The 23,357-nt window shown below is 64.9% G+C and carries 20 protein-coding genes; 8 read left to right on the top strand and 12 right to left on the bottom strand.

Annotated elements, in window-relative coordinates; all coding sequences use genetic code 11:
- Positions 1-12: 12 nt before the first annotated feature.
- The 6 genes from pip to pqqA all read right to left on the bottom strand — a co-directional run bounded on the left by pip (position 13) and on the right by pqqA (position 4,425).
- Positions 13-999, bottom strand: a complete 987-nt coding sequence (gene pip / locus ACSKB8_RS19790; RefSeq protein ID WP_438105829.1) for a prolyl aminopeptidase — start codon at positions 997-999, stop codon at positions 13-15.
- On the bottom strand, positions 989-2,188 hold the full coding sequence (gene pqqE / locus ACSKB8_RS19795; RefSeq protein WP_438105830.1) for a pyrroloquinoline quinone biosynthesis protein PqqE: 1,200 nt from the start codon (positions 2,186-2,188) through the stop codon (positions 989-991). Before pqqE ends, pip begins: the two co-directional genes overlap by 11 nt.
- Positions 2,185-2,496 (bottom strand): pyrroloquinoline quinone biosynthesis peptide chaperone PqqD, encoded by a 312-nt coding sequence (gene pqqD / locus ACSKB8_RS19800; protein WP_438105832.1) that lies wholly within the window; start codon positions 2,494-2,496, stop codon positions 2,185-2,187. The genes pqqE and pqqD overlap by 4 nt, the downstream gene beginning before the upstream one ends.
- 12 nt (positions 2,497-2,508) lie before the next feature.
- Entirely contained in the window at positions 2,509-3,264 is a 756-nt protein-coding gene (gene pqqC, locus ACSKB8_RS19805; protein WP_438110594.1) for a pyrroloquinoline-quinone synthase PqqC, read from the bottom strand.
- 20 nt (positions 3,265-3,284) lie between these two features.
- Positions 3,285-4,214 carry a pyrroloquinoline quinone biosynthesis protein PqqB gene (gene pqqB, locus ACSKB8_RS19810; RefSeq protein WP_438105834.1) on the bottom strand — a complete coding sequence of 310 codons (930 nt, stop codon included), beginning with the start codon at positions 4,212-4,214 and terminating at the stop codon, positions 3,285-3,287.
- A 130-nt stretch (positions 4,215-4,344) separates the two neighbouring features.
- Positions 4,345-4,425: a pyrroloquinoline quinone precursor peptide PqqA gene (gene pqqA, locus ACSKB8_RS19815; RefSeq protein WP_007595659.1), complete on the bottom strand. Its 81-nt coding sequence runs from the start codon at positions 4,423-4,425 to the stop codon at positions 4,345-4,347.
- Between the two features lie 265 nt (positions 4,426-4,690).
- On the opposite strand from pqqA, the gene ACSKB8_RS19820 reads away from it, so the two are divergent.
- From ACSKB8_RS19820 to tarD, 5 genes are all read left to right on the top strand, one after another.
- On the top strand, positions 4,691-4,948 hold the full coding sequence (locus tag ACSKB8_RS19820; protein ID WP_124162551.1) for a DUF6894 family protein: 258 nt from the start codon (positions 4,691-4,693) through the stop codon (positions 4,946-4,948).
- A gap of 264 nt (positions 4,949-5,212) precedes the next feature.
- Positions 5,213-6,613: an amidase family protein gene (locus ACSKB8_RS19825; RefSeq protein WP_438105836.1), complete on the top strand. Its 1,401-nt coding sequence runs from the start codon at positions 5,213-5,215 to the stop codon at positions 6,611-6,613.
- Between the two features lie 2 nt (positions 6,614-6,615).
- Positions 6,616-7,092 (top strand): glutathione peroxidase, encoded by a 477-nt coding sequence (locus ACSKB8_RS19830; protein WP_370989447.1) that lies wholly within the window; start codon positions 6,616-6,618, stop codon positions 7,090-7,092.
- Between the two features lie 11 nt (positions 7,093-7,103).
- Complete coding sequence (locus tag ACSKB8_RS19835; RefSeq protein ID WP_157327629.1) at positions 7,104-7,346, top strand: DUF3297 family protein; 243 nt, start codon at positions 7,104-7,106, stop codon at positions 7,344-7,346.
- Positions 7,347-7,518: 172 nt separating this feature from the next.
- Positions 7,519-8,688 carry a D(-)-tartrate dehydratase gene (gene tarD / locus ACSKB8_RS19840; protein WP_438105838.1) on the top strand — a complete coding sequence of 390 codons (1,170 nt, stop codon included), beginning with the start codon at positions 7,519-7,521 and terminating at the stop codon, positions 8,686-8,688.
- Between the two features lie 327 nt (positions 8,689-9,015).
- Here the strand turns inward: tarD and ACSKB8_RS19845 are convergent, their stop codons facing one another.
- The gene (locus ACSKB8_RS19845; RefSeq protein WP_438105840.1) at positions 9,016-10,368 is read right to left on the bottom strand and encodes a malonyl-CoA decarboxylase; all 1,353 of its coding nucleotides are present in this window, start codon (positions 10,366-10,368) and stop codon (positions 9,016-9,018) included.
- A 211-nt stretch (positions 10,369-10,579) separates the two neighbouring features.
- Positions 10,580-11,431, bottom strand: coding sequence for an AraC family transcriptional regulator (locus ACSKB8_RS19850; protein ID WP_438105842.1), 852 nt, complete (start codon positions 11,429-11,431; stop codon positions 10,580-10,582).
- 59 nt (positions 11,432-11,490) lie between these two features.
- Here ACSKB8_RS19850 and ACSKB8_RS19855 point away from each other — a divergent pair, with 59 nt between their 5' ends.
- Positions 11,491-12,663, top strand: a complete 1,173-nt coding sequence (locus tag ACSKB8_RS19855; protein WP_438105844.1) for an MFS transporter — start codon at positions 11,491-11,493, stop codon at positions 12,661-12,663.
- A 397-nt stretch (positions 12,664-13,060) separates the two neighbouring features.
- Complete coding sequence (locus tag ACSKB8_RS19860; protein ID WP_438105846.1) at positions 13,061-15,322, top strand: cation:proton antiporter domain-containing protein; 2,262 nt, start codon at positions 13,061-13,063, stop codon at positions 15,320-15,322.
- A gap of 43 nt (positions 15,323-15,365) precedes the next feature.
- Here the strand turns inward: ACSKB8_RS19860 and ACSKB8_RS19865 are convergent, their stop codons facing one another.
- Both ACSKB8_RS19865 and ACSKB8_RS19870 read right to left on the bottom strand, forming a co-directional pair.
- On the bottom strand, positions 15,366-18,521 hold the full coding sequence (locus ACSKB8_RS19865) for an efflux RND transporter permease subunit (protein ID WP_438105848.1): 3,156 nt from the start codon (positions 18,519-18,521) through the stop codon (positions 15,366-15,368).
- An 11-nt stretch (positions 18,522-18,532) separates the two neighbouring features.
- The gene (locus tag ACSKB8_RS19870) at positions 18,533-19,717 is read right to left on the bottom strand and encodes an efflux RND transporter periplasmic adaptor subunit (protein WP_438105849.1); all 1,185 of its coding nucleotides are present in this window, start codon (positions 19,715-19,717) and stop codon (positions 18,533-18,535) included.
- A 235-nt stretch (positions 19,718-19,952) separates the two neighbouring features.
- Between ACSKB8_RS19870 and ACSKB8_RS19875 the strand changes: the two genes are divergently transcribed.
- Positions 19,953-20,744: an ABC transporter substrate-binding protein gene (locus ACSKB8_RS19875; RefSeq protein ID WP_438105851.1), complete on the top strand. Its 792-nt coding sequence runs from the start codon at positions 19,953-19,955 to the stop codon at positions 20,742-20,744.
- A gap of 29 nt (positions 20,745-20,773) precedes the next feature.
- On the opposite strand, the gene ACSKB8_RS19880 is transcribed toward ACSKB8_RS19875, so the two are convergent.
- Both ACSKB8_RS19880 and ACSKB8_RS19885 read right to left on the bottom strand, forming a co-directional pair.
- Positions 20,774-21,847 (bottom strand): hypothetical protein, encoded by a 1,074-nt coding sequence (locus ACSKB8_RS19880; RefSeq protein WP_438105853.1) that lies wholly within the window; start codon positions 21,845-21,847, stop codon positions 20,774-20,776.
- 103 nt (positions 21,848-21,950) lie between these two features.
- Positions 21,951-23,276, bottom strand: a complete 1,326-nt coding sequence (locus tag ACSKB8_RS19885) for an MFS transporter (protein WP_438105854.1) — start codon at positions 23,274-23,276, stop codon at positions 21,951-21,953.
- Between the last annotated feature and the right edge of the window lie 81 nt (positions 23,277-23,357).

Consider the following 23,357-nt stretch of genomic DNA (forward strand, 5'->3'; position numbering starts at 1 on the left):
CTTCTTATCCTGTTATCGCGCGGTCTTCGACGCGAGGTCCGCGATCGACTTCATGACCGCGTCCCGCACGCCGGCATCATAGAGCGAATGTCCGGCTTCTTCCACGATGCGAAGCTCGGAATTCGGCCAAACCTTCGCGAGTGCCTGCGACGTCTCGGGCGGGCACAACAGATCGTAGCGGCCCTGGACGATGATGCCGGGGATGCCGGCGAGCCGCCCCGCATTGCGCAACAGCTGGCTCTCGGTCATGAAGCTGTCGTTGACGAAATAGTGCGCCTCCATGAACGGCGTCGCGGGCAGCGTGCGCCACACGTTCAACGAGGCCAGGTCCAGCCGCGTCTTGGCGGGCTTGTGCTCGGACAAGGTGCGCTCGGTGTCGTGCCAGGCCCGCGCGGCGGGACCGTGCACGGTGGGATCGGCATCGAGGATGCGGCGCCAATAGGCCTCCACCGGCCGCGCGCGCTCTTCGAGCGGTAGCACGCTGAGAAAATCCTCGTACAGCGCGGGATAGAATTGCGACAGGCGCGAGGTGAACGCCGTCTCGACCTCCGCCCGCGTGCCAAGGAACGTCGCCCGCAGCGCGATGCCACAGACGCGCTCGGGATGCGCCTCTGCATAAGCGAGCGCCAGCGTCGCGCCCCAGGAGCCGCCGACCACCATCCAGCGTTGGAAGCCAAACTTCTCGCGGATCTTCTCCATGTCCGCGATCAGATGCACTGTGGTGTTGTACTCGCGCGATCCCTTCGGACGGCTGCGGCCGCAGCCGCGCTGGTCGAACAACACGGCGCAGAAGCGATCAGGATCGAACAGGCGGCGATGGTCGGGCTGGCAGCCGCTGCCAGGCCCGCCATGCAGATAGATCGCGGGGATGCCGTCGGCGCGGCCGATGCTCTCGACATAGAGCTCAAAGCCGTCGCCGACATCGAGCATGTCGGAGGTCAGCGGCGCAAACGGATCGGCCCGCCTGATCGAGCTGGCCGCGTCGGCGTCAGGTCCCATTCTCGGATTCCAGAGTGCCGCCGGCGAAGTTGCGATAGAGGAAGCGGTTGGTCTCGCCCTCGGCCTCGCGCTCGGCCTGCTTGAAGATGGTCTCGTGCAGCGGCGACAGCGCGCAGGCCGGATCGGTGTTGGCGGCATCGCCCGTCAGCGCGAAGGCCTGGCAGCGGCAGCCGCCGAAATCGATCTCGCGGAATTCGCAAGACTTGCACGGCTCCTTCATCCAGCCGGTGCCGCGATAGCGGTTGAAGGCGTCGGAATTCTGCCAGATCCAGGCGATCGAGTGATTGGAGCGCACGGATTCGAACTCGAGCCCGGTGATGCTCTCGGCGGCGTGACAGGGCAGCACCTTGCCGGCGGGCGAGATGTTGAAGAACTGCCGGCCCCACCCGCCCATGCATTTCTTCGGCCGCAGCGCGTAATAGTCGGGAACGACGTAGTCGATCGCAAGCGTCCCCTTGAGCCGCTCGCGCGCCTCCTCGACGAGGCGGGTGCATTCGTCGAGCTGCGCCACCGTCGGCATCAGCGCGGCCCGGTTCTTCAGCGCCCAGCCGTAATATTGCACGTTGGCGACCTCGAGCCGATCGGCATCGAGATCGACCGCCATCTGGATGATGTCGGGGAGCTGGTGCAGGTTCTGCCGATGCATCACCGCATTCACGGTGAGCGGCAGATCGAGCTCGCGCGTCCATCTGGCGACTTCGAGCTTCTTGCGGTGACCGTTTTTGTAACCGGCGACGCGATCGGCAAGGCCCTCTTCAACGCCCTGGAAACTGATCTGGACGTGGCAGAGCCCGGCATCCGCAAGATCGCTCAGCCGCTCGCGCGTCAGCAGCACGGCCGAGGTGATCAGGTTGGTATAGAGCCCGGCGTCGCTGGCATGCTTGACCAGCTCGACCAGGTCCTTCCGCGCCGTCGGCTCGCCGCCGGAGAAATGCACCTGAAGCACGCCGATTTCGGCGAGCTCGCTCAATACCTTCTTCCATTCCTCTGTCGTCAGCTCCTTGCTCGAGCGGTCGAGCTCGACCGGGTTGGAGCAATAGGGGCATTGCAGCGGGCAGCGATGGGTGATTTCGAGCAGCACGGCGAGCGGAATGCCGAACGTCTCCGCCGTCGAGCGCTGCTTCTCCAGCACCGCGAGGCTGTCGCTAACATCTGGCGGGATGGTGGGATTGCCGAGCACATCGCTCATGACGTCTTCTCCCGGGCCTCCGTGAGAAAGCCCTTGTCGGCGAGATCCTGCAGCATGACGATGACGTCAGTGAGGATCGCCTCGCGCGGCGCGGCGTATTTCGCGGCCAGCTGATCGGCGACGTCGCCGACATTGCGCTGGCCGTCGCAGAGCTGCAAGACCTCGACTGCGATCTCGTCCGGGGCCAACACCCGTTCCGGCGCCAGGATCACCCAGACCTTTCGCGTCTCGTCATACTTCAGCTTGGCATGCCGCGGCAGCACGGGGCGGCTTGCCTCGCTGACGCTGATGTTCCGCGGCCCGGCCATTGCTGCTCCTTTTTAGCCCGCTTTGGGCACGAACGCGCCCGGCGGAATGTGGCCCTCGACATAGGCGTGATAGAGCGCATCCAGTTGCACCCACAGCACGTTGGTCTTGAAGATCAGCGCGTTGCACACCTGCGCGCGTTGCTCCGGGGTCGTGGCATGCGCCTTGACATAGTCGAGCGCAAAGCCGGCATCGCGTGGCGCCTGGGTCAGGCGTCGCTTGAAGTAGCTCATGATGTCGGGGTTGACGAAGTCGTAATGCGCCAGCATGCCGGAGATGCGCTCTTCGTGCAGGTTCGGCGCGAACAATTCGGTGAGCGAGGAGGCGATCGCCTCCAGCGGGCTCTTCTCGCGGCAATAGTGGACATAGGCCTCGACCGCGAAGCGCGTCGCCGGCAGGATGCCCTCGGTCGATTCCACGTAAGCCGTGTCGAGGCCCAGGCCCTCGGTCAGCTTCAGCCAGCGCTCGATGCCGCCCTCGCTGCCGACGTCGCCGTCATGGTCCTCGATGCGGTGGCGCCATTCCAGACGCGTGGCGCGGTCGCGGAAGCGCGAGATGACGACCGCGTCCTTGATCGGGATCGTGCTCTGGTAATAGTAGCGGTTCAGCGCCCAGGCCTGCACCTGACCCTTGTTCAGCTTGCCGCCATGCAGCAGCTTATGGAACGGATGCAGGCTGTGATAGCGCGTCGCCCCGATATGGCGCAGCGTCGCCTCGAGCTCCTCGGCCGAGTTGAGCTTGATGTCCTTGCCGATCGAGAGCGCGGTCATTCCTGTCAGTGACGCGGCATTCACAGCACAATCTCCGTTCCATCCGCGGGTATCTGCCAGCCCGCCTCTTCAGTGGCTTTCCGCTCGGGTGAAGCGGGCAGCAGCGCCGGATTCGAGTTATTGATATGCAGAAAAATCTTCCTGTCGATAGCGAGGTCGGCCAGCCGCGCGATCGCGCCGTCGCCGCCGGACATCGCGACATGGCCCATGCTCTTGCCGGTCTTGTGGCCGAGCCCGGCCCTGATCATCTCGTCGTCGCGCCAGACCGTGCCGTCGAAGAACACCAGCGCGGCGCCGTCGATCTCGGCCTTGAGCGCGTCGGTGACCTCGGCGCACGCGGCGATGAAATAGAAGCACTTGCCGCTGGTCTTGTCGGTAATTTTCAGGCCCAGCGTATCGCCATCGCCGGTCTCCCCGCCCGGATGCGCCTTGCCTTCCAGATACCAGGCGGATTTGCCCGGCACCGCGAACGGCAGCACCTCGATCCCTGAACGCGCGCCATCCGGCAGTCGCGGCTCGAACGGCTCGCCGATGTCGATCGGCTGACGCCGTACGTTCTTCTCGTTCAGCACGTTGAAGATGCTGTTGCTCTCCAGGATCGCCAGCACCTTCTCATGCGCGTAAATCGTGAAGGGCGAGCCCTCGCGCATCGACAGCAGGCCTGCGACCGCGTCCACTTCGCCGTTGGTCAGGATCACGCCGGCAATCGGCGTATGGCGCAACGCGCCCGTCTTCGGGTGCAACTGCGGCGTGGCGTTCAATTGCTGGCGAAGGTCGGGGGAGGCGTTGATCAGGAACCAGTGCTCGCCGTCGCCGCTGAAGGCCACCGACGCCTGGGTTCTCAAGAGGTCATGGCCGCTGGCACGGGCCGCTCGGCAGCCCTCGCAGCCGCAATTCCATTGCGGCACTCCGCCGCCGGCTGCGGCGCCCAGGACGACGACGCGAAGCATGATCCGTCTCCTGGAGGGAACGCTGCGAGGTGGATCTCGGGTCGACACGGAGTGCCGACAAAGATCATGTCTTCCGGCAACCTATTGTGATCGAAAGATCCACCTGCGCTGAACGCAGACCGCCCGCCGCTTACTTGCGGGTGGCGCTCACATACATGTTGATTTCCATGCCGCAGGGCACTTCGACGATCTTCGGGGCTTTCCAGGCCATTTGGCTCTCCATTTTATTTTCGCGAAACCGGACGTATCCGCCCGCGCTTAAGTTAATGCGGGCGGAAAAGTTCGCCAGTGAAATTTTCCCGACCAAGGTAGTAGGCCGGCGGAATTGTTGCACCGCAAAGAGAGCGCATTACGGCCGTAAAGATGAGCGAATGGCATGCGCAAAAACGCCGATAGGTCGTGATCCCTGTCGGGATAAACGAGTTGTGAGTATAGAACGGCTTCCAATCGGCTACAGCGACCCCATTGGATCAGGCATGCCCAGATATTTCTTCAACACCCGTATCGGCGACGAACTGATCGTGGATCCTGACGGCGAGGATCTGCGCAACCCCGATCGCGCCTGGGAGGTCGCGCGCCAGATGATCCTGGAAGTGGTGAAGTCGGAGGGCGCCCAGCCGGCCCTGCTCGAGGCCGTCATCGAGGTGACCGATGACGACGGGGAGATCGTGCTGGAGTTTCCCTTCACCGAGGCGCTCCTGGACATGCCGGACCAGTCCGCAACCAGGCATTAGGGGCCCACGGGTCGGGTAAGGGGCGCGCAACTCCCTCCACCGTCATTGCGAGCGTAGCGAAGCAATCCAGAATCCCTCTGCGGAGGCAGTCTGGATTGCTTCGTCGCATCAGCGCAAAATTGCTGCGCAATTTTGTCGCGAGCTCTTCGCAATGACGGAGAATGAGGCACCACCCGCCGCCAAACCCGCCCTTCGCCCCTGCGAAATCCGCATGGCTTTGCCGCCTTCCCGGCGCTAAAAGACGCCGGTCATACGGAGCAAGCCATGCAAGATCTCTGGCGCCTGTCGGCCGCCGACCTCGCCGCCCTCGTCAAGTCCAAAAAGGTGTCCGCCAGGGAGGCCGCCAAGGCCGGTCTCGCCCGCCTGGACGCCGTCAATCCCGCGCTCAACGCGGTGATCGACCACCGGCCGGACGACGTGTTCAAGCAGGCTGACGCCGTTGATGCCGCCATCGCGCGGGGCGAGGACCCCGGCGTGCTCGCGGGCGTGCCCGTCACCATCAAGGCCAATGTCGACCAGGAAGGCTTTGCCACCACCAACGGGCTGAAACTCCAGCGCGACTTGATCGCGCGCGAGGACAATCCGGTGGTCGCCAATTTCCGCAAAGCCGGCGCCATCCTGCTCGGCCGCACCAATTGTCCGGCCTTTTCCTACCGCTGGTTCACCACCAATCTGATCCATGGCGACACCAAGAACCCCCGCGATGCTTCGCTGACCCCGGGCGGCTCCTCCGGCGGCGCCGGCTCGGCGGTCGCGGCCGGCATCGGCCACATCGCCCACGGCACCGACATTGCCGGCTCGATCCGCTATCCCGCCTATGCCTGCGGCGTGCACGGCCTGCGCCCGACGCTCGGCCGCATTCCTGCTTTCAATCCCGCACTGCCGGAGCGCCCGATCGGGCCGCAGATCATGGCGGTCTCCGGCCCGCTGGCGCGCACCGTCAACGACTTGCGGATTTCACTCGCCGCGATGTCGGCCCGCGACATCCGCGATCCCTGGTTCGTGCCGGTGCCGCTGGAAGGCCCCGCACGGCCGAAGCGTGCCGCGCTCTGTCTCAATCCGGGCGGCCTTGCCACCACGCCGGAGGTGAAGGCGGCGGTGAGCGATGCCGGCAAGCGGCTGGAGCGCGCGGGCTGGACCGTTGACGTCATCGCGGACACGCCGCCCATGCGCGACGCGGTCGAGTGGCAGATCAAGCTGTGGCTCGGCGATGGCTACGAGGCGCAGCTAGAGGCGGCCGAGCGCGAGGGCGATCCCGGTGCGCTGGCCTGCCTGCGCGGTAACCGCAGCAGGGTTACGCCGATGGACCAGGCGAATTACGCGAAGGCGCTGACCCGCCGCGCGACGCTAACCCGCGAATGGATGCTGTTCTTCGAAAAATATGCCGTGCTGCTGACGCCGGTCTCCGGCGAACTGCCGTTCCCCGATCATCTCGACCTCAAGGATGACGAGTCTTTCAAGCGCGTCTGGGAAGCGCAGCTGCCGCAGATCGCGATTCCCTTCATGGGCTTGCCGGGCCTCGTCGTCTCCACCGGTCTCGTCGGCAAGGCGCCCGTCGGCGTGCACATCGTCTCCGGCCGCTACCGCGAGGATCTGTGCCTGCTCGCGGGCGAAGCGATCGAGGCCGGCGGCGTGCCGCCGTCGCCGATCGATCCCGTGGGCTAGCGATGACTGCTATCTACGACTTCAGGGCCAACTCGCTCGCCGGCGAGGAGGTGCCGATGCGCCGTTTCGAGGGACAGGTGCTGCTGATCGTCAACACCGCGAGCAAATGCGGCTTCACGCCGCAATATCGCGGATTGGAGGATCTCTATCGCGATCTGTCGCCGCGCGGCTTCTCGGTGCTCGGCTTTCCCTGCAACCAGTTCGGCGCGCAGGAGCCGGGGCAGGCGGACGAGATCCAGGCGTTCTGTTCGACCAATTACGACGTCACCTTCCCGCTGTTCGAGAAGATCGATGTCAACGGCGCCAACGCACATCCGTTGTACGAGTACCTGAAACGGCAGCAATCCGGGCTTCTCGGCGCCTCCATCAAATGGAATTTCACCAAATTCCTGGTGGACCGTGCCGGCAAGGTGGTCGCGCGCTACGCGCCGACCGCGCGGCCCGAAGGATTGCGCAATCAAATCGAAACACTGCTGTGAGCGAGACAATCATGAGCGACGAATTTCCGGACCGCCTGTCGGTCGATCCGAACAGTCCCTATTACAACGCGGACATCCTGGCGCGCGACGTCGGCATCCGCTTCAAGGGCATCGAGAAGACCAATGTCGAGGAATACTGCATCAGCGAAGGCTGGGTCCGCGTCACCGCCGGCAACGCCAAGGACCGCTACGGCAACCCGCTGACCATCAAGGTGCACGGTTCCGTCGAGCCGTATTTCAGGGATAAGAAGTAGTTCGAGCTGAGCGCGCACCGCTCTCTCCTCGTCATTGCGAGCGAAGCGAAGCAATCCAGAATCTTTCCGCAGTGACGATCTGGATTGCTTCGTCGCATCAGCGCAAAATTGCTACGCAATTTTGTCGCGAGCTCCTCACAATGACGACAACAAGCACCAAAGGCCAAACCCTATGTCCGTCCGCATCGTCGACGTCCGCGAAATTACAAAACCGATCTCCTCGCCGATCCGCAATGCCTATATCGACTTCACCAAGATGACGACGAGCCTGGTTGCCGTCGTCACCGACGTGGTGCGCGACGGCAAGCGCGTCGTCGGCTACGGCTTCAACTCCAACGGGCGCTACGGGCAGGGCGGCCTGATCCGCGAGCGCTTTGCCGCGCGCATTCTCGAATCTGATCCGAACTCGCTGCTCAATGCCGCCGGCGACAATCTCGACCCCGACAAGGTCTGGGCCGCGATGATGACCAACGAGAAGCCGGGCGGCCATGGCGAGCGCTCGGTCGCGGTCGGCACCATCGATATGGCGGTGTGGGACGCGGTGGCGAAGATCGCGGGCAAGCCGCTGTTCCGCCTGCTTGCCGAGCGTCACGGCGTGACCGCCAATCCGCGCGTCTTCGTCTATGCCGCCGGCGGCTATTACTATCCCGGCAAGGACCTCTCGATGCTGCGCGGCGAGATGCGCGGCTATCTCGACCGCGGCTACAACGTCGTGAAGATGAAGATCGGCGGCGCCCCGATCGACGAGGACCGCACCCGCATCGAGGCGGTGCTGAAGGAGATCGGCAAGGACGCCCAGCTCGCCGTCGACGCCAATGGCCGCTTCAACCTCGAGACCGGCATCGCCTACGCAAAAATGCTGCGCGACTATCCCTTGTTCTGGTACGAGGAGGTCGGCGATCCCCTCGATTACGCACTGCAAGCCGCGCTCGCCGAGTTCTATCCCGGCCCGATGGCAACCGGCGAAAACCTGTTCAGCCATCAGGACGCCCGCAACCTGATCCGCTACGGCGGCATGCGCCCCGATCGCGACTGGTTGCAATTCGACTGCGCGCTGTCCTACGGCCTGTGCGAATACCAGCGCACGCTGGAGGTGCTGAAGACCTGCGGCTGGTCGCCCAGCCGCTGCATCCCGCATGGCGGCCACCAGATGTCGCTCAACATTGCAGCCGGCCTCGGCCTCGGCGGCAACGAAAGCTACCCCGACCTGTTCCAGCCCTATGGCGGCTTCCCCGACGGTATCAGCGTCGAGAATGGCCACATCACCATGCCGGAGCTGGCAGGCATCGGGTTCGAAGGCAAGTCGGATCTCTACAAGGAAATGAAGGCGCTGGCGGAGTAGCCGGCCTGCCGCCACACACTCCGTCATTGCGAGCGCAGCGAAGCAATCCAGAGTCGTTCCGCGGAGGCAGTCTGGATTGCTTCGTCGCAAGAGCTCCTCGCAATGACGATGGAAAGATCGAGCGCGAATGCGGACGCCTTGGTCCGCGGCGAACGGCAGGTTGAGATACACGAGCTGCCGCAACACACTTCGTCATTGCGAGCGCAGCGAAGCAATCCAGAGGCTTTCTGCGGAGGCAGTCTGGGTCGCTTCGTCGCATCAGCGCAAAATTGCTGCGCAATTTTGTCGCGAGCTCCTCGCAATGACGGTGGCGCGAGCGAGCGTCCCTTACGACAACCGCATATCCAAGAGCCGCCGTCCTTCGCCCTTCAGCAGCTTCTTCACCGCGCTGGACGCCACGACCTCGCCGTCGTTGGCGTAGGCTTCGTGGTTCTTCTCGATGTCGTCGAGGCGGTAGAGGTAGTTGACCATGACGCCGGCGGACTCGCGCATGCCCTTTGGTGAGAGATCCCCTAGCCAGTTGATGCGCTCGAGCCGGGCGCCGTTGCCGAGATGGAAGCGGGCGACGGAGTCGATCAGCTTGCCCTTCGGCGTACGTGCCTTCAGGAAGAAGTGCGCCGCGAGCGGCTCCAGAATGCTGCGCAGCAGCGCTGTCGTCTCGGGATGCTCGAACCATGTGGGATCGTCGAGACGCTTCAGCGTCTCGCGGTCCTCGTCCGACAGCGGCAGGTCCTTGTCCTGCTTCACCCATTGCATGAAGCCCGGAACCGGCGAGAGCGTCACGAAGGTGTCGAGCTTCGGCAGCTCGCGGCGCAGCTCCTCGACCACCTGCTTGATCAGGAAGCTGCCGAACGAGATGCCGCCAAGGCCACGCTGGGTGTTGGAGATCGAATAGAACACCGCGGTGCGGGCACGTTCGATCGGCAGATGCTGGCGGTCGACCGCGAGCAGCGGCGCGATCGCGCCGGGAATGGTCTCGGTCAGCGCCACCTCGACGAAGATCAGGGGCTCGTCGACCATCGCCGGGTGGAAGAAGGCGTAGCAGCGGCGGTCGACCGGATCGATGCGGCGGCGCAGATCGTCCCAGTCAGAGATCTCATGCACGGCTTCGTAACGGATGATCTTTTCGAGGATGTTGGCCGGGGTCGACCAGTCGATCCTGCGCAGCACGAGAAACCCCCTGTTGAACCACGAAGAGAGAAGATGTGAGACGTCGCGATCGAGCGCGGCGAGATCGGTGTGCCCGTTCATCATGCCGAGCAGATCGGCCCGCATGCTGACGAGGTCGCCGGTGCCGCCCGGCGCGCGGTTGAGGCGGCGGATCAGCTCCTGCCGTCGCGGCTCGGAAGCGAAATGCAGCGAGCTCGCGTCCTCGTCGGTGGGCTTGGCGCGCCATTTCTCGATCGCCTTGGACAGCCGCTCGCGATCGGGGCCGAAATCGCGCACCAGCGCCTCGAAGAAAGCGCGGCGTCCGGCCGCATCCAGCTCCTGGTAGAGATCGAGCACCTCGCGCGCCATGGCGGTGCCCGAGGCTTCGCCCCGGCCCGAGAGCAGCGCGTCGCAAAGCGCCATCAGCCCGGCGGCGTCTGGTTTGGTGTCCGAGCCGTCGCCGCGGCGAAGCAGCGTGCGGCCGCGCTCGGAGATGGTGGCGAGCAGGTCGGAGAAGAAGGCGTTGGCCATCTGGACTTTTCGATTCCGGTTTGTGCGATGCGGAAGCTTACATGGGATTTAGGCGGAAGCCGATCACAATCAAGCAGGGGAATGCGGCATCTTTAGTTGGGCTGTGCCCCTGGGTGGGCTGTCATGCCTCGCGAGGGTTGTGTGACGCCACGCAACGCGCTGTCATGCTCCGGCTTGACCGGGGCATCCAGTACGCCGCGGCTCCTCGGCTCTAGCCGCGCCGCCTCTGGAATACTGGATCGCCCGCCTTCGCGGGCGATGACACTGAGTGTGTGGCAAACTCCGTCGGCGTCCGCCCCGTCACCTGCCGGAACGCCGCCGAGAACGCCGGCACACTGGCATAGCCCAGCTGCGTCGCAAGCTGCTTCACCGACACGTTCGCATCCGTCGATAGCCGCTGGATCGCCGCCGCAATCCTTGCGCGCTGGCACCAGCTCTTGAAGCTCAGCTGCGTTTCCGTCGAGAACAGCCGCGACAGCGTGCGCGCGGAGGTTCCGACCGCGCGCGCCAGCGTGTCGATGTCGTGCAAGCCGGTGGGATCGTCGAGCACGATCATCGCGGCGCGGCGGCAGCGCACTTCGCGCGGCAGCGGCACGAAGGTCGTGGAATCCTCGGCCTGGTGCAATTCCAGCATCACGAGACGAACCAGTAGCTCGGTCCGCGCCTCGGTATTGCCCGCATCGAACAGCGCCAGGATCGCCTGGTGCAGCAGCGGCGACACCCGGACCACGAACTCCTTGGTCAGTCCCTCATATTGCTGCTCGCGCTTCAGCCAGGGCAGGTCGAAATACAGCGTGCGCATCTCGATGTCGGCGAGCAGGTCGATGGCGTGCTCGAGCCCGGCGGGCACCCAGACCGCGCGGTCCGGCGGCACCAGCCAGCGCCCTCCGGGCGTCGTCACCTGCATGGTGCCCTTGGCGGCATAGATCAGCTGCGCCTCGCGGTGCAAGTGCGGGTCGATCCGCAAGCCCTTGGGATAGTCGCGCGCGACCAGGTGCACGCCCGCGGTCGAGCGGTGGTTGCCCCGGACCTCCCGGACGATTGGCGTTTCGACGACAGTCATTGGCAGCATCCCGTCATGCCCAGAACATATAACTCATTTCGGAGCAGGAGAGGATTCGTATGAACAGCCCCAGCCGGGTCATCAGTTTCGTCAATGCCGGCCATTTCATCGACCATTATTCGATGCTGATCTTTGCCGCCGCCGTCATCATCATGGGGCCGGCGCTCGGCATGGCCTATTCGGAACTCTTGCCTTACGCGACGCCGGGCTTCGTCGCCTTCGGCGCGGGCTCGCTGCTCACCGGCTGGCTCGGGGACCGCTGGAGCCGCCGGCATATGATGCTGATCTTCTTCGTCGGCATCGGCGCCTCCATGATTGCGGTCGGCTTCGTGCAGACCCCGGCGCAGCTCGGCGCGGCGCTGCTCGCGATCGGCATGTTTGCCTCGATCTATCATCCCGTCGGCACCGCGATGATCGTGTCCTATGCCGACAAGCTCGGCCGCGAGATGGGGCTCAACGGCGTCTGGGGCAATCTTGGCGTTGCCTCCTCGGCGCTGGTCACCGGCGTGATCGGCCAATATCTCGGCTGGCGGTTTGCTTTCATCGTTCCCGGCATCGTCACCATCCTGATCGGCATCGCGTTTGCGCTGACGGTCGTGCACGAGGACCGCAAAGGCGCCAAGCAGGCGGCGGCGCAGGCGCGCGTCGCCAAGCAGGACATGTGGCGCGTGGTGTTGTCGCTGCTGATCGTCGTGATCGCGATCTCCACCACCTTCAACGCCGTCACCGTGGCGCTGCCAAAGCTGTTCGCAGAGCGGCTCGCGGACCTGACCAAGAGCCCGGCGCTGCTCGGCGTCATCGCGGCCGGTGTCTACGTGTTCGGCGCGATGACGCAGTACACGATCGGGCGGCTACTCGACCGCTATTCGCTGAAGACGGTGGCGCTGCCGCTGTCCTTCATGCTGGCGCCGTTCCTGTATCTGGCCGCAAGCCTGTCCAATCTGCCGCTGATCGTGGTTTCGATCGGCATCGTCATGGGCGCGTTCGGGCAGGTCACGGTGAACGACGCCATGGTCGGCAAATACACCACGGAAGAGTGGCGCTCGCGCGCCTATGCCGTGCGCTATTTCGTCGGCTTCACCGCGGCCGGCGCCTCGGTCGGCCTGGTCGCCTGGCTCTACGAGCAGGGCGGCTTCGTCACCATGCTGCACGCCTTCGCCGCCCTCTGCCTGCTCGCGATCGCCGCCGCGCTGATCCTGCCGCGCGAGATCCGGACGCCGCAGGCGGCGTGAAGCGCCATCGTGAGGCGCGCTGCTCACGCCACACCGTCATTGCGAGCGCAGCGAAGCAATCCAGAATCTTCCGTGGAGGGACTCTGGATTGCTTCGTCGCAAGAGCTCCTCGCAATGACGGGGAACAGTCGCAATGACGGGGGATGTGGCGGCACGTCGCGTGGTGCCGATGATGCCATTCTGCCGGTGTTTTGCCCGACGTGTCAAACGCCGGTTGCCGCCGGAAAACCTCAACGCCAACAACGCCGTTCTACTGTGCATGGGGTTGTTTTCGCACTTATTGTTGAAGCCCCCCAAGGCCCGGCAGCGGAAAGCCGGAACTCCCTCCGCCTCCCGCGGGTTCTACCCCCGTCGCCCCGGCGCTTCGTCGGGCAGATGAAGGGGGAATGACACCCGCATGCAGTGGAGCCTGCTCCGACCGGTCGGCCTTGTCCCCGCGGCGCTTGTCCTCACCACCATTGCGGCGAGTGCTGAGGGCGGCAAATCGGCCGGCCCGTCCGAATTCCTCCTGGTGGCGCAGATCGTCTTGCTGATCGGGGTCGGCCGCGGTCTCGGCGAGATCATGCAGCGCATCGGCCAACCCTCGGTGATGGGCGAACTGCTCGCCGGCATCATCCTGGGGCCGTCGCTGTTCGGCTGGATCTGGCCCGAGGCGCAGCACGCGATCTTCCCGAAGACGCCCGAGCAGAAGGCGATGATCGACGGCATCGCCCAGTTCGGCATTCTGCTGCTGCTGCTGCTGACCGGCATGGAGACCGACCTCAAACTGGTGCGGAAGGTCGGCAAGGCGGCGATCGCGATCTCGATTGCCGGCATCCTCGTGCCCTTCGCCTTCGGCTTTGCGCTCGGCGAGTTCCTGCCGGATGCGCTGCTGCCCGATCCGCACGCGCGCCTCGTGGCCTCGCTGTTCATGGGCACGGCGCTGTCGATCTCCTCGGTGAAGATCGTCGCCGTGGTCGTGCGCGAGATGAACTTCATGCGCCGCAATGTCGGGCAGATCATCGTCGCGACCGCCGTCATCGACGACACCATCGGCTGGATCATCATCGCCGTCATCTTCAGCCTGGCCTCGCACGGCACGCTCGATGTCGCCTCCGTGGCGAAGGCCATGCTGGGAACGTTCGCCTTCCTGGCCGTCAGCTTCACCATTGGCCGTCGCCTGGTGTTCCAGCTGATCCGCTGGGCGAACGACAATCTCGTCAGCGCGGCGGCCGTCATCACGGTGATCCTGCTGCTAATGAGCGTCATGGCTATGATCACGCATCTGATCGGCGTCCACACCGTGCTAGGTGCCTTCGTCGCTGGCATCCTGGTCGGGGAGTCTCCGATCCTGACCCGGCAGATCGACGAGCGCCTGCGCGGCCTGATCTCGAGCTTCTTCATGCCGGTGTTCTTCGGCCTCGCCGGGCTCAGCGCCGACCTTTCGGTGCTCCGCGATCCCAATCTCCTGATGCTCACCGGCCTGCTGGTCGTGATCGCCAGTGTCGGCAAATTCGGCGGCGCGTTCGTCGGCGGCACCCTGGGCGGGCTGAATGCGAGGGAGTCGCTGGCGCTCGCCAGCGGCATGAATGCGCGCGGCTCGACCGAGGTGATCATCGCCACCATCGGCCTCTCCATCGGCGTGCTCAGCCAGAACCTGTTCACGATGATCGTGACCATGGCGATCCTGACCACGATGGCGATGCCGCCGATGCTGCGCGCGGCGCTGGCAAAGCTGCCGGTGAACGAGGAGGAGAAGGAGCGGCTGGAGCGGGAAGAATTCGAGAAGCGCGGCTTCATCGCCAATCTCGAACGTCCCTTGCTCGCAGTGGACGAGAGCGTCAACGCCACCTTCGCCGCGCACGTCGCGGGCGTGATTGCCGGCATGCGCGGCCTGCCGATCACCGTGCTGCACATCGGCGAGCGCGCCAGGGAGCAGGACAAGGGCGAGGGCGACAGCCACGAAGCCGTGGTGAGGAAGGCGGCCGCAACCGTGTCCGCCAATGGTGACGAGGGTACCGGCAGCGTCGATGTTGTCACCCGGACCAGGCGCGCGGAGCTCGGCGAGACCATTGCCGACGAAGCGCGCAAGGGCTTTGACCTTCTCGTCGTCGGCATCGACAAGGTCGCTGCCGCCGAGGATCGCTTCGACCGGAAGATCGAGGACATCGCCGCCGAGTTCGAGGGGCCGCTCGCGATCGTGGTGGCCAAGGGCAGGCACCTGAAGCAGCCGGTGCCCGACGCGCTCAACATCCTCGTTCCGGTCTCCGGCAGCGGCGTCTCCAAGCGCGGCGCCGAGGTCGCGGTGGCGCTGGCGCAGGCCGGCTCAGGCTCGCTCCGGGTGATCTATGTGACGACGACGCGCGACAAGGGCGCGCAGCGCGGCACCTCGCGCGGACTGAGCCAGGAGACGGGCATCCTCAAGGACACCAGCGATCTCGCCGCCCGCTACGACGTCGACATCACCACGACGCTGCGCGTGAACCGGGCGCCGGAGGCGGCGATCCTGCGCGAGATCGATACCACCGACGTCGACCTCGTGGTCATGGGCGTCGACCGGATCCAGGCCGACCATCTTTCCTTCGGCGGCGTCGCCGCCGCTGTGCTGAGGCAGTCGAAGGTCTCGGTGCTGCTGGTCTCGAGCGGCGAGGCTCGTCAGGCGCCGGCGGAGAAGGCTTAGACGACGGTGCGCACTCCGTCATTGGGACGTGGATGCTCGGCTCTCAGGTCTTCACTTCCGCCACCTTCGCCTTCGGCCCCTTCTTCGACGCGCGCCAGTTCTCGAAGCGCTGCACCACCACGAAGAAGGCCGGCACGAACAGCACTGCGAGGCAGGTCGAGGCCAGCATGCCCGAGAACACGGTGATGCCGATCGACTTGCGCGCGCTGGCGCCGGCGCCGGTGGCGAGCACCAGGGGCACCACGCCGAGGATGAAGGCGAACGACGTCATCAGGATCGGACGGAAGCGGGCGCGCGCCGCCTCGATCGCGGAATCCAGGAGCGGCTTGCCGTCGCGGCCGTGCAGCTCGAGCCCGACCTCGACGATCAGGATCGCGTTCTTGGCCGACAGCGCAATGAGCAGGATCAAGCCGATCTGGCAATAGAGGTTGTTGTCGATCTTGAGGCCGCTGAGGATCAGCATCGGCCCGAGCAGCGACAGCGGCACCGCGAGGATCACCGAGATCGGCGCGTACCAGCTCTCATACTGGCCGGCGAGCACGAGATAGACCAGCAGCATGGCGAGGCCGAACACCCAATAGATCTGGTTCGAGACCGCCTTCTCCTGATAGGACATCGCGGTCCATTCATAGCCGGTGCCCGGCGGCAGCGTCTTGTCCGCGATCTCTTCCATCAGCTTCAGCGACTGGCCGGAGGAATAGCCCTGCGCCGGCAGGCCGATGACGGTCGAGGATGGATAGAGGTTGTAGAGGCTGATCAGCGACGGGCCGTTGGCCGGCGTGATCTTGGCGACGGTGCCGATCGGGATCATGTCGCCGTTCGAGTTGCGCACCTGCATGTTGGCGATGTCGTGCTCGGTGACGCGGAACGCCGGATCGGCCTGGGTGTAGACCTGGAACACGCGGCCGAACTTGTTGAACTGGTTGACGTAGGATGAGCCCAGATAAGTCGATAGCGCCGAGAACACCTGATCGGTGGTGACGTGCAGCGTCTGGGTCTTGACGCGATCGATCTCGACGTTGAATTGCGGCACTGACGAGCGGAACGAGGATTGCACGCGCTGCAGCGCGCTCTGGCTCTGGCCGTTACTGACCATCGCCCCGGTGATGGCCTGCAGCTTGGCGAAATCGCTGTTGCCGTCGCGCAGCTCGACCTGCATCGAGAAGCCGGCGGCGTTGCCGATGCCCTGGATCGGCGGCGGCGGCAGCACGATGGTGCGCGCCTCCATGATGGTCGCGAGCTTGTCGTTGAGCCCGTACACCAGCGAGCGCAGATCCTCGCCGGGCCCTTTGCGCGCCTCCCAGTCCTTCAGGATGATGTAGGCGACGCCGGCATTGGCAAGGCTGGCGCTGTTGTCGAGCGCGGAGATGCCGGCGATGGTGATGACCTGCTGGACGCCTGGGGTGTCCTTGATCAGCTCACTCGCTCTGTCGAGCACCGTCTGGGTTCGCTCCAGCGCGGCGCCGTCGGGCAGCTGCACGGCGGCGATCAGATAGCCCTGGTCCTCGATCGGCAGGAAGCCGGTCGGCACCCGCGACAGGCCGTAGCCGCCGATCCCGATCAGGACCAGCGCCACCGCGACCGAGACGGTGGCGTGCCTGACCAGGAAGCCGATCAGGCGGGTGTAACCGCGCTCGAGCCGGTTATAGACGGCGTTGAAGCCGCGGTAGAAGAAATTGCGCTGCTCCGGCGGCACCGCCGGCCGCAGCCAGAGCGCACACTGCGTCGGCTTCAAGGTCGCCGCGTTGATGGCGGAGAGAAGCGCGGTCGCGGCGATCACCAGCGCGAATTGCGAATAGATGCGTCCCGTCAGCCCCGCGAGGAACGAGGCCGGCAGAAACACCGAGATCAGCACCAGGGTGATGCCGACGATCGGCGCGAACAGCTGATCCATCGCCCTGATCGCGGCGTCGTGGCCGTTCATGCCCTGCTCGATGTTGTGAGCGGCGCCCTCGACCACGACGATGGCGTCGTCGACCACGATGCCGATCGCGAGCACGATCGCGAACAGCGTCGACATGTTGATGGTGAAGCCAAGCGCCGCCATGGCGGCGAACGCGCCGATGATGGTCACCGGCACGGTCGTCGCCGGCACCAGCATGGCGCGCCAGTCCTGCAGGAACACAAGGATCACGACCAGCACCAGGAGGCCGGCCTCGATCAGGGTCATGTAGACCTCGTGCACCGAGGCCTGCACGAACTTGGTGGTGTCGAACGGCGTGTCGTATTTGATGCCTTCGGGGAAGCGCTTGGCGAGCTCCGCCATCTTCTTCTCGACCGCCTGCTCGACCTGGAGCGCGTTGGCGCCGGGCGACTGGAATACGCCGATGCCGACGGCCGGCTGCTTGTTGAGCGAGAAGATCTGGCTGTAGGTCTGCGCGCCCAGTTCCACCCAGCCGACGTCGCGCACCCGCGTGACGTCGCCGCTGGTGCCCGATTTGACGATGATGTTCTCGAATTGGCTGGTGTCGTCGAGCCGTCCGTTGACGTTGAGCGTGTACTGGAACGCCTGGCCCGGTGGCGTCGGTGGCGCGCCGACCTGGCCGGCGGAGACCTGCTGGCTCTGCTGCTGGATCGCGTTGATGACGTCCTGCGGCACCAGACCACGGACTTGCAGCTTGTTGGGATCGAGCCAGACCCGCATCGAATATTGGCCGGCGCCGAACACCGTGACGTTGCCGACGCCGGGCAGGCGGGAAAGCTCGTCGCGGATGTTGATGGTGGCGTAGTTGCTCAAATAGAGGCTGTCGTACTTCGCGTCGGGCGAGGTCAGCGTCACGAACAAGAGGATCGAGGTCGACCGCTTCTGCACGGTGACGCCCTGGTTCTGCACCGCCTGCGGTAATTGCGCCAGCGCGCTGGAGACGCGGTTCTGCACCAGCACCTGCGCGAAGTTGAGGTCGGTGCCAATCTTGAAGGTCACGGTCAGCGTATAGGTGCCGTCGGAGCCGCTGTAGGACTGCATGTAGAGCATGTCCTCGACGCCGTTGACCTGCTGCTCGATCGGCAGTGCCACGGTGTCGATCACGGTCTTGGCGCTGGCGCCGGGGTAGCGCGTGGTGACCTGCACGGTCGGCGGCACCACATCGGGATATTGCGCGATCGCGAGATTGAACAGCGCGACGCCGCCGATCAGGATCATCAGCAGCGCGATGACGTTCGAGAGGACCGGCCGCTCGATGAAGAATTTTGAGATCATGGCCGGCGCTCCTACTTGGCAGAGGCCTGCGGCTGCTCGATCTTCGTCACTTGCGGGTCGATCTTCTGGCCCGGGATCACCCGCAGCAATCCTGCGATCACCACGCGGTCGTCCGGCTTCAGGCCGCTCTCGATCACGCGCAGGCCATTGTCGACGGGGCCGATCTGCACCTTGCGCTGCTCGACGAAATTGTCGCTGTTGACCACCAGCAGATAGCGGCCGCCCTGGTCGCTGCCGAGCGCGGTGTCGGGGACGAGCAGGGCGCTCTTCTCCTGGTCGAAGGGCACGCGGACGCGGACGAAGTAGCCGGGCAGCAGCACCCGTTTGTCGTTGGGCACGACGCCGCGCACCGCGAGCGTGCCCGTCGATGTATTGAGGGTCGGCGAGACGTAGTCGAGGTGGCCTTCATGCGGATAGCCGGTCTCGGTCTGGAGGCCCACCTGGATCGGCAACTGTTTGAGGTCGGCGACGGTCAGCCCGCGACGGGCCGCTTCGGCGCGGATGCGCAGCACGTCCTGCTCGTTGACCGTGAAGTTCACCCAGATCGGGTCCAGCGCGACGATCTGCGCGAGCTGGGTCGGAGAGGAGACGCCGACGAGCTCGCCGATCGAGACCAAGTGCGCGCTGACGATGCCGTCGAACGGCGCCGTCACCCTGGTATAGCTGTAATTGACCTCGGCGAGCCTGGTATTGACCTGGGCCTGCTGCAGACTGGCCTGCGCGTTGTCGCGGGTGGATGTCGAGGTGTCGAGCGTGGACTGCGAGACTGCCTGGCGCTGCACGAGCTCGACCTGGCGCTTGTAATCGGCTTCGGCCTGCTTGACCGTGGCCTGCGCGCCGACCTCGGCAGCCTTCGCCTGCTCGACCTTGAGCTTGTAGGTCTCCGGCTCGATGGTGAAGAGCTGAGTGCCCTGCTTGACGAAGGTGCCGTCCTGATAGTCGATCGATTGCAGAAAACCTTGCACGCGCGCGACGAGATCGACGCTCTTGATCGGCGCGGTGTTGCCGGTCGCCTCGACATAGCGCGTCACGGCGCGCTGCATCGGCATCGCCACGTCCACCTTGGGCGGCGGCGGCGCCACGAAGGTGTTCTTGTCCTCGCAGCCGGCGAGCGTGATCACGGCGGTTGCCGTTGCCAAAGCCCGCCCGACATGTCTCCACGCTTCCTTACGTGATGCAGGATTCGCGCGTGTCATTCGGTGGCCCCCGGGGTTGCTGTCAGTCGGTGCGGCAGGCTACCAACAAATGCCCGTCCGTGGAACACCATAGCCATGGCAGTCAGCGGCCTTGCACTGCAAACGGCGGCGTGGCCTTTAATAGGTTTGTCATGACAAATGGCTTTTCACTGAGCGCACGATCGACCAGAATTGTGTCAAAGGCCATGTGACCGACGTGATGCATCGGAAGAAGAAAAGGTGAGGAGACCATGACGTGCCCACGTCGCTCCAGTCGGCCCTTGCCGGCCTCGTTCTCGCAGCGGCGGTCGCCATGCCCGCGCTAGCTGATGGCCTGAAGAACGAGATCGCGCCGGTCGGCAAGCTGCGCGTTGCGATCGCGATCAGCCCGGCGGGCGGTGCGTTCTGGTCGACCAAGGCCGAGGCCGGCTATGCCGGCGTTCCCGTCGATCTCGGCAAGGAGTTGGCGGCACAACTCGGCGTGCCCGTCGAATATGTCGTGCACCAGAATTCCGGCCAGATCACCGACGCCGCGTCGAAAGGCACATGGGACGTCACCCGGCTTCCCAAGGATCCCGATCGCGAGACCAAGATGATGTTCGGCCCGGTCTACGAGGTCGCCGACGCCACCTACATCGTCAAGCCCGGTTCGAACATCACCAACTTCGCCACGCTCGACCAGGTGGGCGTCAAGGTCGCGGCCGTCAACGCCACCACCACCATGCGCGGCGCCATCGCACATCTGAAGAGCGCGAAAGTCACGGGCTATCAGACCTATGACGAGATCTTCGGCCTGCTCAAGAGCGGCGAGATCGATGCCTTCGCGCTGTCGCGCGACCAGCTCAACAAGATGGCGCAGAAGATTCCGGGGACAAAGGTGCTGGACGAGACCTTCAAGAAGACCGTGACCGCTGTCGCCGTCCCGCGCGGCCACAGCCAGGCATTGGCGTTCGTCACCAAATTCATGACGGAGGCCACCACGAACGGCACGCTACGCAAGGCCTACGACAACAACGGGCTGAAGGATTCGCCGATCCGGACGGAGTAGTGTGACCCACGTTGCGGCGCGCCGATCTGTCAGCGCCCCTTGATCTCCGCGTACTTCGCCATCGCGCGCTCGAATTTTCGGTTGAATAGCCACATCGCGGCAAGGATCTCGCGGAAGCTTGCCGAGGTACGGGCCCGGTCGGCCTGCCCGAACGCGAAGATGCTGTTGTTGCGCAAGTGCTTCATGACCGTGGGGCTGGACACCCTGTAGTTCAGGAGATCGCCCGACTTCAGCGCGGACCGCGTCGGGGTGGGCACGATCTGGATCAGCTCGAATAGCTTCATCTGGTCGATGGGATCGGGCAGCGTCTTCACGATTGCGGGGATCTCACGAAACACGTCCGCATGCGCGTTCATCAGGCCGTCGCGCACATTGGTCCAGTGGTTGAAGCGGTGATCGGTGCCGCGGGCGCGCGCCTCCTCCTTGTCGTCGCGCGCGCTCAGTTCGGGATCGATCGCTGCGATCTCGCCCTTGATGGCCTCCCATTTTCTGCGGCCGTTGCGGTCCTCGGACGGGCCGGTCTGGAAGCTGCCCATATAGGTGTTCGAGCGTCCGTTGCGAACATTCTGCTTGCCGTTGGTCTCGGCGAAGAACAGCCCGACGCTGATGCGCCCCGCAGCTTGCGCGTGAGGTGGCGCAAGTCCCTTGGCGCGGGCGATCGCGACGGCGAGATCGACGACGTCCTTGAACGGCGTCGCCGAGTTCTGCGCATTGGCGGGCGGCGCCTCCATGATCTCGAACAGCGCGGCGTATTCGTCGATCAGCGGCTCGATGGCGGCATCGAAATAGGCCGGGGGAATTTCGAACTTGTTGGGCTTTCCGATTCTAGCGGGAAGGGCGTCGGTGAGATCCTTGTAGGTGCTGATGACGGCGACACGCGCCAGATACAGCGCCTGTCCCGGCAGGTTCGGCAGCGGCTGCTTCGCCTCGATCTGGCGCCGCCGCTCGGCCAGGACCGACTTGAAGTCGGCGAGCGCCCGCTCGTAGGCGGCGAGCGCCTCGGATTGTTTTGCCGTGAGCGTGCCCTGCTGTCCGACGGCGGGTGCCGTCACGAGGAGGGCGAGCGCCGTCAAGGCAGCGGCAACAAGGTATCTCGGTCCCATGCGGTTCCCCGGCGGCTGTCGAATCGTCGCCACGGAACGTAAGCATCAGACGCGGAGGCTGGCGAGATGCAATCTCTCCTGAGCCGACGGCTGCCCTCTCCACCTATAGCGCGCGCTTCGAACTTTCCGGGGCGAGCAGGATGCCGATGAAGGCGCAGGCCGCGATCGCCTCGAAATAGAGGATCACAGGGGTGAAGCTGCCGCTCGATCCCATCAGGGCGGTGCCGACCAGGGGCGCGATGCCGCCGCCGAGGATGATGCCGAGCTGCTTGCCGAGCGAGGAGCCGCTGACGCGAACCTCCGTCGGAAACTGCTCCGCCGTGAAGGCTGCTTCCGGTGCAAACATCAGGGCGTGAATGATTCCGATCGAGACGACCAGGCCCATGACGAGCAGTGTCGGGTCCTTTGTCGCGACGAGCTGGAAGTAGATCGGGTACCACGCCGCCGCCAGGAGGATGCCGAGCGCGATGAACGGGCGGCGGCCGAAGCGGTCCGAGTAGGCCGCGATCAGCGGTACCATGCACATTTCCAGCACGTTGGCGACCATGGTCCCGAAGGTGACGCTGGATTGTGCCATGCCGAGCGTCTTGACGGCATAGCCGAGCACGAAGACCGTGCTCATGTACTGGAACGTGCTGTGCGCCATGTTGGCGAGGCAGCCGAACAGCACCGACTTCTTCCACGACCGCGCCACGTCGAGCAGTGGTGCCTTCGGCCGCGCGGCTGAGGCCTGGACCGCCTTGAAAAGGGTCGACTCGTCGACCTGGAGGCGGATGTAGGTGCCGAGCACCACCAGGACGAGGCTGAGCACGAAGGGCACGCGCCAGACCCATTGCGCAAAGTCTTGCGGGGTCGAGACGAAGCCGAGCAAGGCGATGAAACCGGAGGCCAGGATCACGCCGATCGGACCGGACGCGTTGACAAAGGAGGCGAAGAAGCCGCGTCTTGCCGATGGCGCATTCTCCAGCGTCAGCGACACCGCGTTCATGTATTCGCCGCCGAAGGCAAAGCCCTGTACGAAGCGCAAGGCGACCAGCGCGATCGGCGCCAGGAGCCCGATCGAATCGTAGCTCGGCAGGCAGCCGATCAGGAAGCTCGCCACACCCATCAGCACGAAGGTGATCGTCAGCATCGCCTTGCGGCCGAGTTGATCGCCGTAATGGCCGAACACCATGCCGCCGAGCGGGCGGGCGACGAAGCCGACTGCAAACGTCGCGTAAACCGCCAGCATGCTCGCCGTCGAATCCATCTTCGGAAAGAAGAAGCGGTCGAACACGATGGGAGCGGTGAAGGCGTAGATGAAGAAGTCGTAGTGTTCGATCACCGATCCGAGCGAGGATGCGATCACGAGCTTACGGAACGCCGGCGTGATTGGCGCCGCCTCGGCGCGACTGGTCGCCCCGGTTATGACCTCGGCAGTGTTGCTCATACGTTTCCCCTCTCTGCTTTTGCTTATGTCGTCTCTAGGCGCGCCGGCCCTGGCGGCGGAACGAAGCAGGCCTCGCCGCCG

The organism is Bradyrhizobium sp. BR 1432 (assembly GCF_051547705.1).
In the GTDB taxonomy this organism is placed as follows: Bacteria; Pseudomonadota; Alphaproteobacteria; order Rhizobiales; family Xanthobacteraceae; genus Bradyrhizobium; species Bradyrhizobium zhanjiangense.

What these genes read in the sequence shown, in the direction of transcription:
- ACSKB8_RS19870 (WP_438105849.1), bottom strand. Translation starts at nt 19,717, where the DNA reads ATGACACGCGCGAATCCTGCATCACGTAAGGAAGCGTGGAGACATGTC.
- ACSKB8_RS19845 (WP_438105840.1), bottom strand. Translation starts at nt 10,368, where the DNA reads ATGGCCAACGCCTTCTTCTCCGACCTGCTCGCCACCATCTCCGAGCGC.
- pqqE (WP_438105830.1), bottom strand. Translation starts at nt 2,188, where the DNA reads ATGAGCGATGTGCTCGGCAATCCCACCATCCCGCCAGATGTTAGCGAC.
- ACSKB8_RS19860 (WP_438105846.1), top strand. Translation starts at nt 13,061, where the DNA reads ATGCAGTGGAGCCTGCTCCGACCGGTCGGCCTTGTCCCCGCGGCGCTT.
- pqqB (WP_438105834.1), bottom strand. Translation starts at nt 4,214, where the DNA reads ATGCTTCGCGTCGTCGTCCTGGGCGCCGCAGCCGGCGGCGGAGTGCCG.
- ACSKB8_RS19885 (WP_438105854.1), bottom strand. Translation starts at nt 23,276, where the DNA reads ATGAGCAACACTGCCGAGGTCATAACCGGGGCGACCAGTCGCGCCGAG.
- ACSKB8_RS19880 (WP_438105853.1), bottom strand. Translation starts at nt 21,847, where the DNA reads ATGGGACCGAGATACCTTGTTGCCGCTGCCTTGACGGCGCTCGCCCTC.
- pqqD (WP_438105832.1), bottom strand. Translation starts at nt 2,496, where the DNA reads ATGGCCGGGCCGCGGAACATCAGCGTCAGCGAGGCAAGCCGCCCCGTG.
- ACSKB8_RS19830 (WP_370989447.1), top strand. Translation starts at nt 6,616, where the DNA reads ATGACTGCTATCTACGACTTCAGGGCCAACTCGCTCGCCGGCGAGGAG.
- pqqC (WP_438110594.1), bottom strand. Translation starts at nt 3,264, where the DNA reads ATGACCGCGCTCTCGATCGGCAAGGACATCAAGCTCAACTCGGCCGAG.
- pip (WP_438105829.1), bottom strand. Translation starts at nt 999, where the DNA reads ATGGGACCTGACGCCGACGCGGCCAGCTCGATCAGGCGGGCCGATCCG.
- ACSKB8_RS19825 (WP_438105836.1), top strand. Translation starts at nt 5,213, where the DNA reads ATGCAAGATCTCTGGCGCCTGTCGGCCGCCGACCTCGCCGCCCTCGTC.
- tarD (WP_438105838.1), top strand. Translation starts at nt 7,519, where the DNA reads ATGTCCGTCCGCATCGTCGACGTCCGCGAAATTACAAAACCGATCTCC.
- ACSKB8_RS19850 (WP_438105842.1), bottom strand. Translation starts at nt 11,431, where the DNA reads ATGACTGTCGTCGAAACGCCAATCGTCCGGGAGGTCCGGGGCAACCAC.
- ACSKB8_RS19835 (WP_157327629.1), top strand. Translation starts at nt 7,104, where the DNA reads ATGAGCGACGAATTTCCGGACCGCCTGTCGGTCGATCCGAACAGTCCC.
- pqqA (WP_007595659.1), bottom strand. Translation starts at nt 4,425, where the DNA reads ATGGCCTGGAAAGCCCCGAAGATCGTCGAAGTGCCCTGCGGCATGGAA.
- ACSKB8_RS19865 (WP_438105848.1), bottom strand. Translation starts at nt 18,521, where the DNA reads ATGATCTCAAAATTCTTCATCGAGCGGCCGGTCCTCTCGAACGTCATC.
- ACSKB8_RS19820 (WP_124162551.1), top strand. Translation starts at nt 4,691, where the DNA reads ATGCCCAGATATTTCTTCAACACCCGTATCGGCGACGAACTGATCGTG.
- ACSKB8_RS19855 (WP_438105844.1), top strand. Translation starts at nt 11,491, where the DNA reads ATGAACAGCCCCAGCCGGGTCATCAGTTTCGTCAATGCCGGCCATTTC.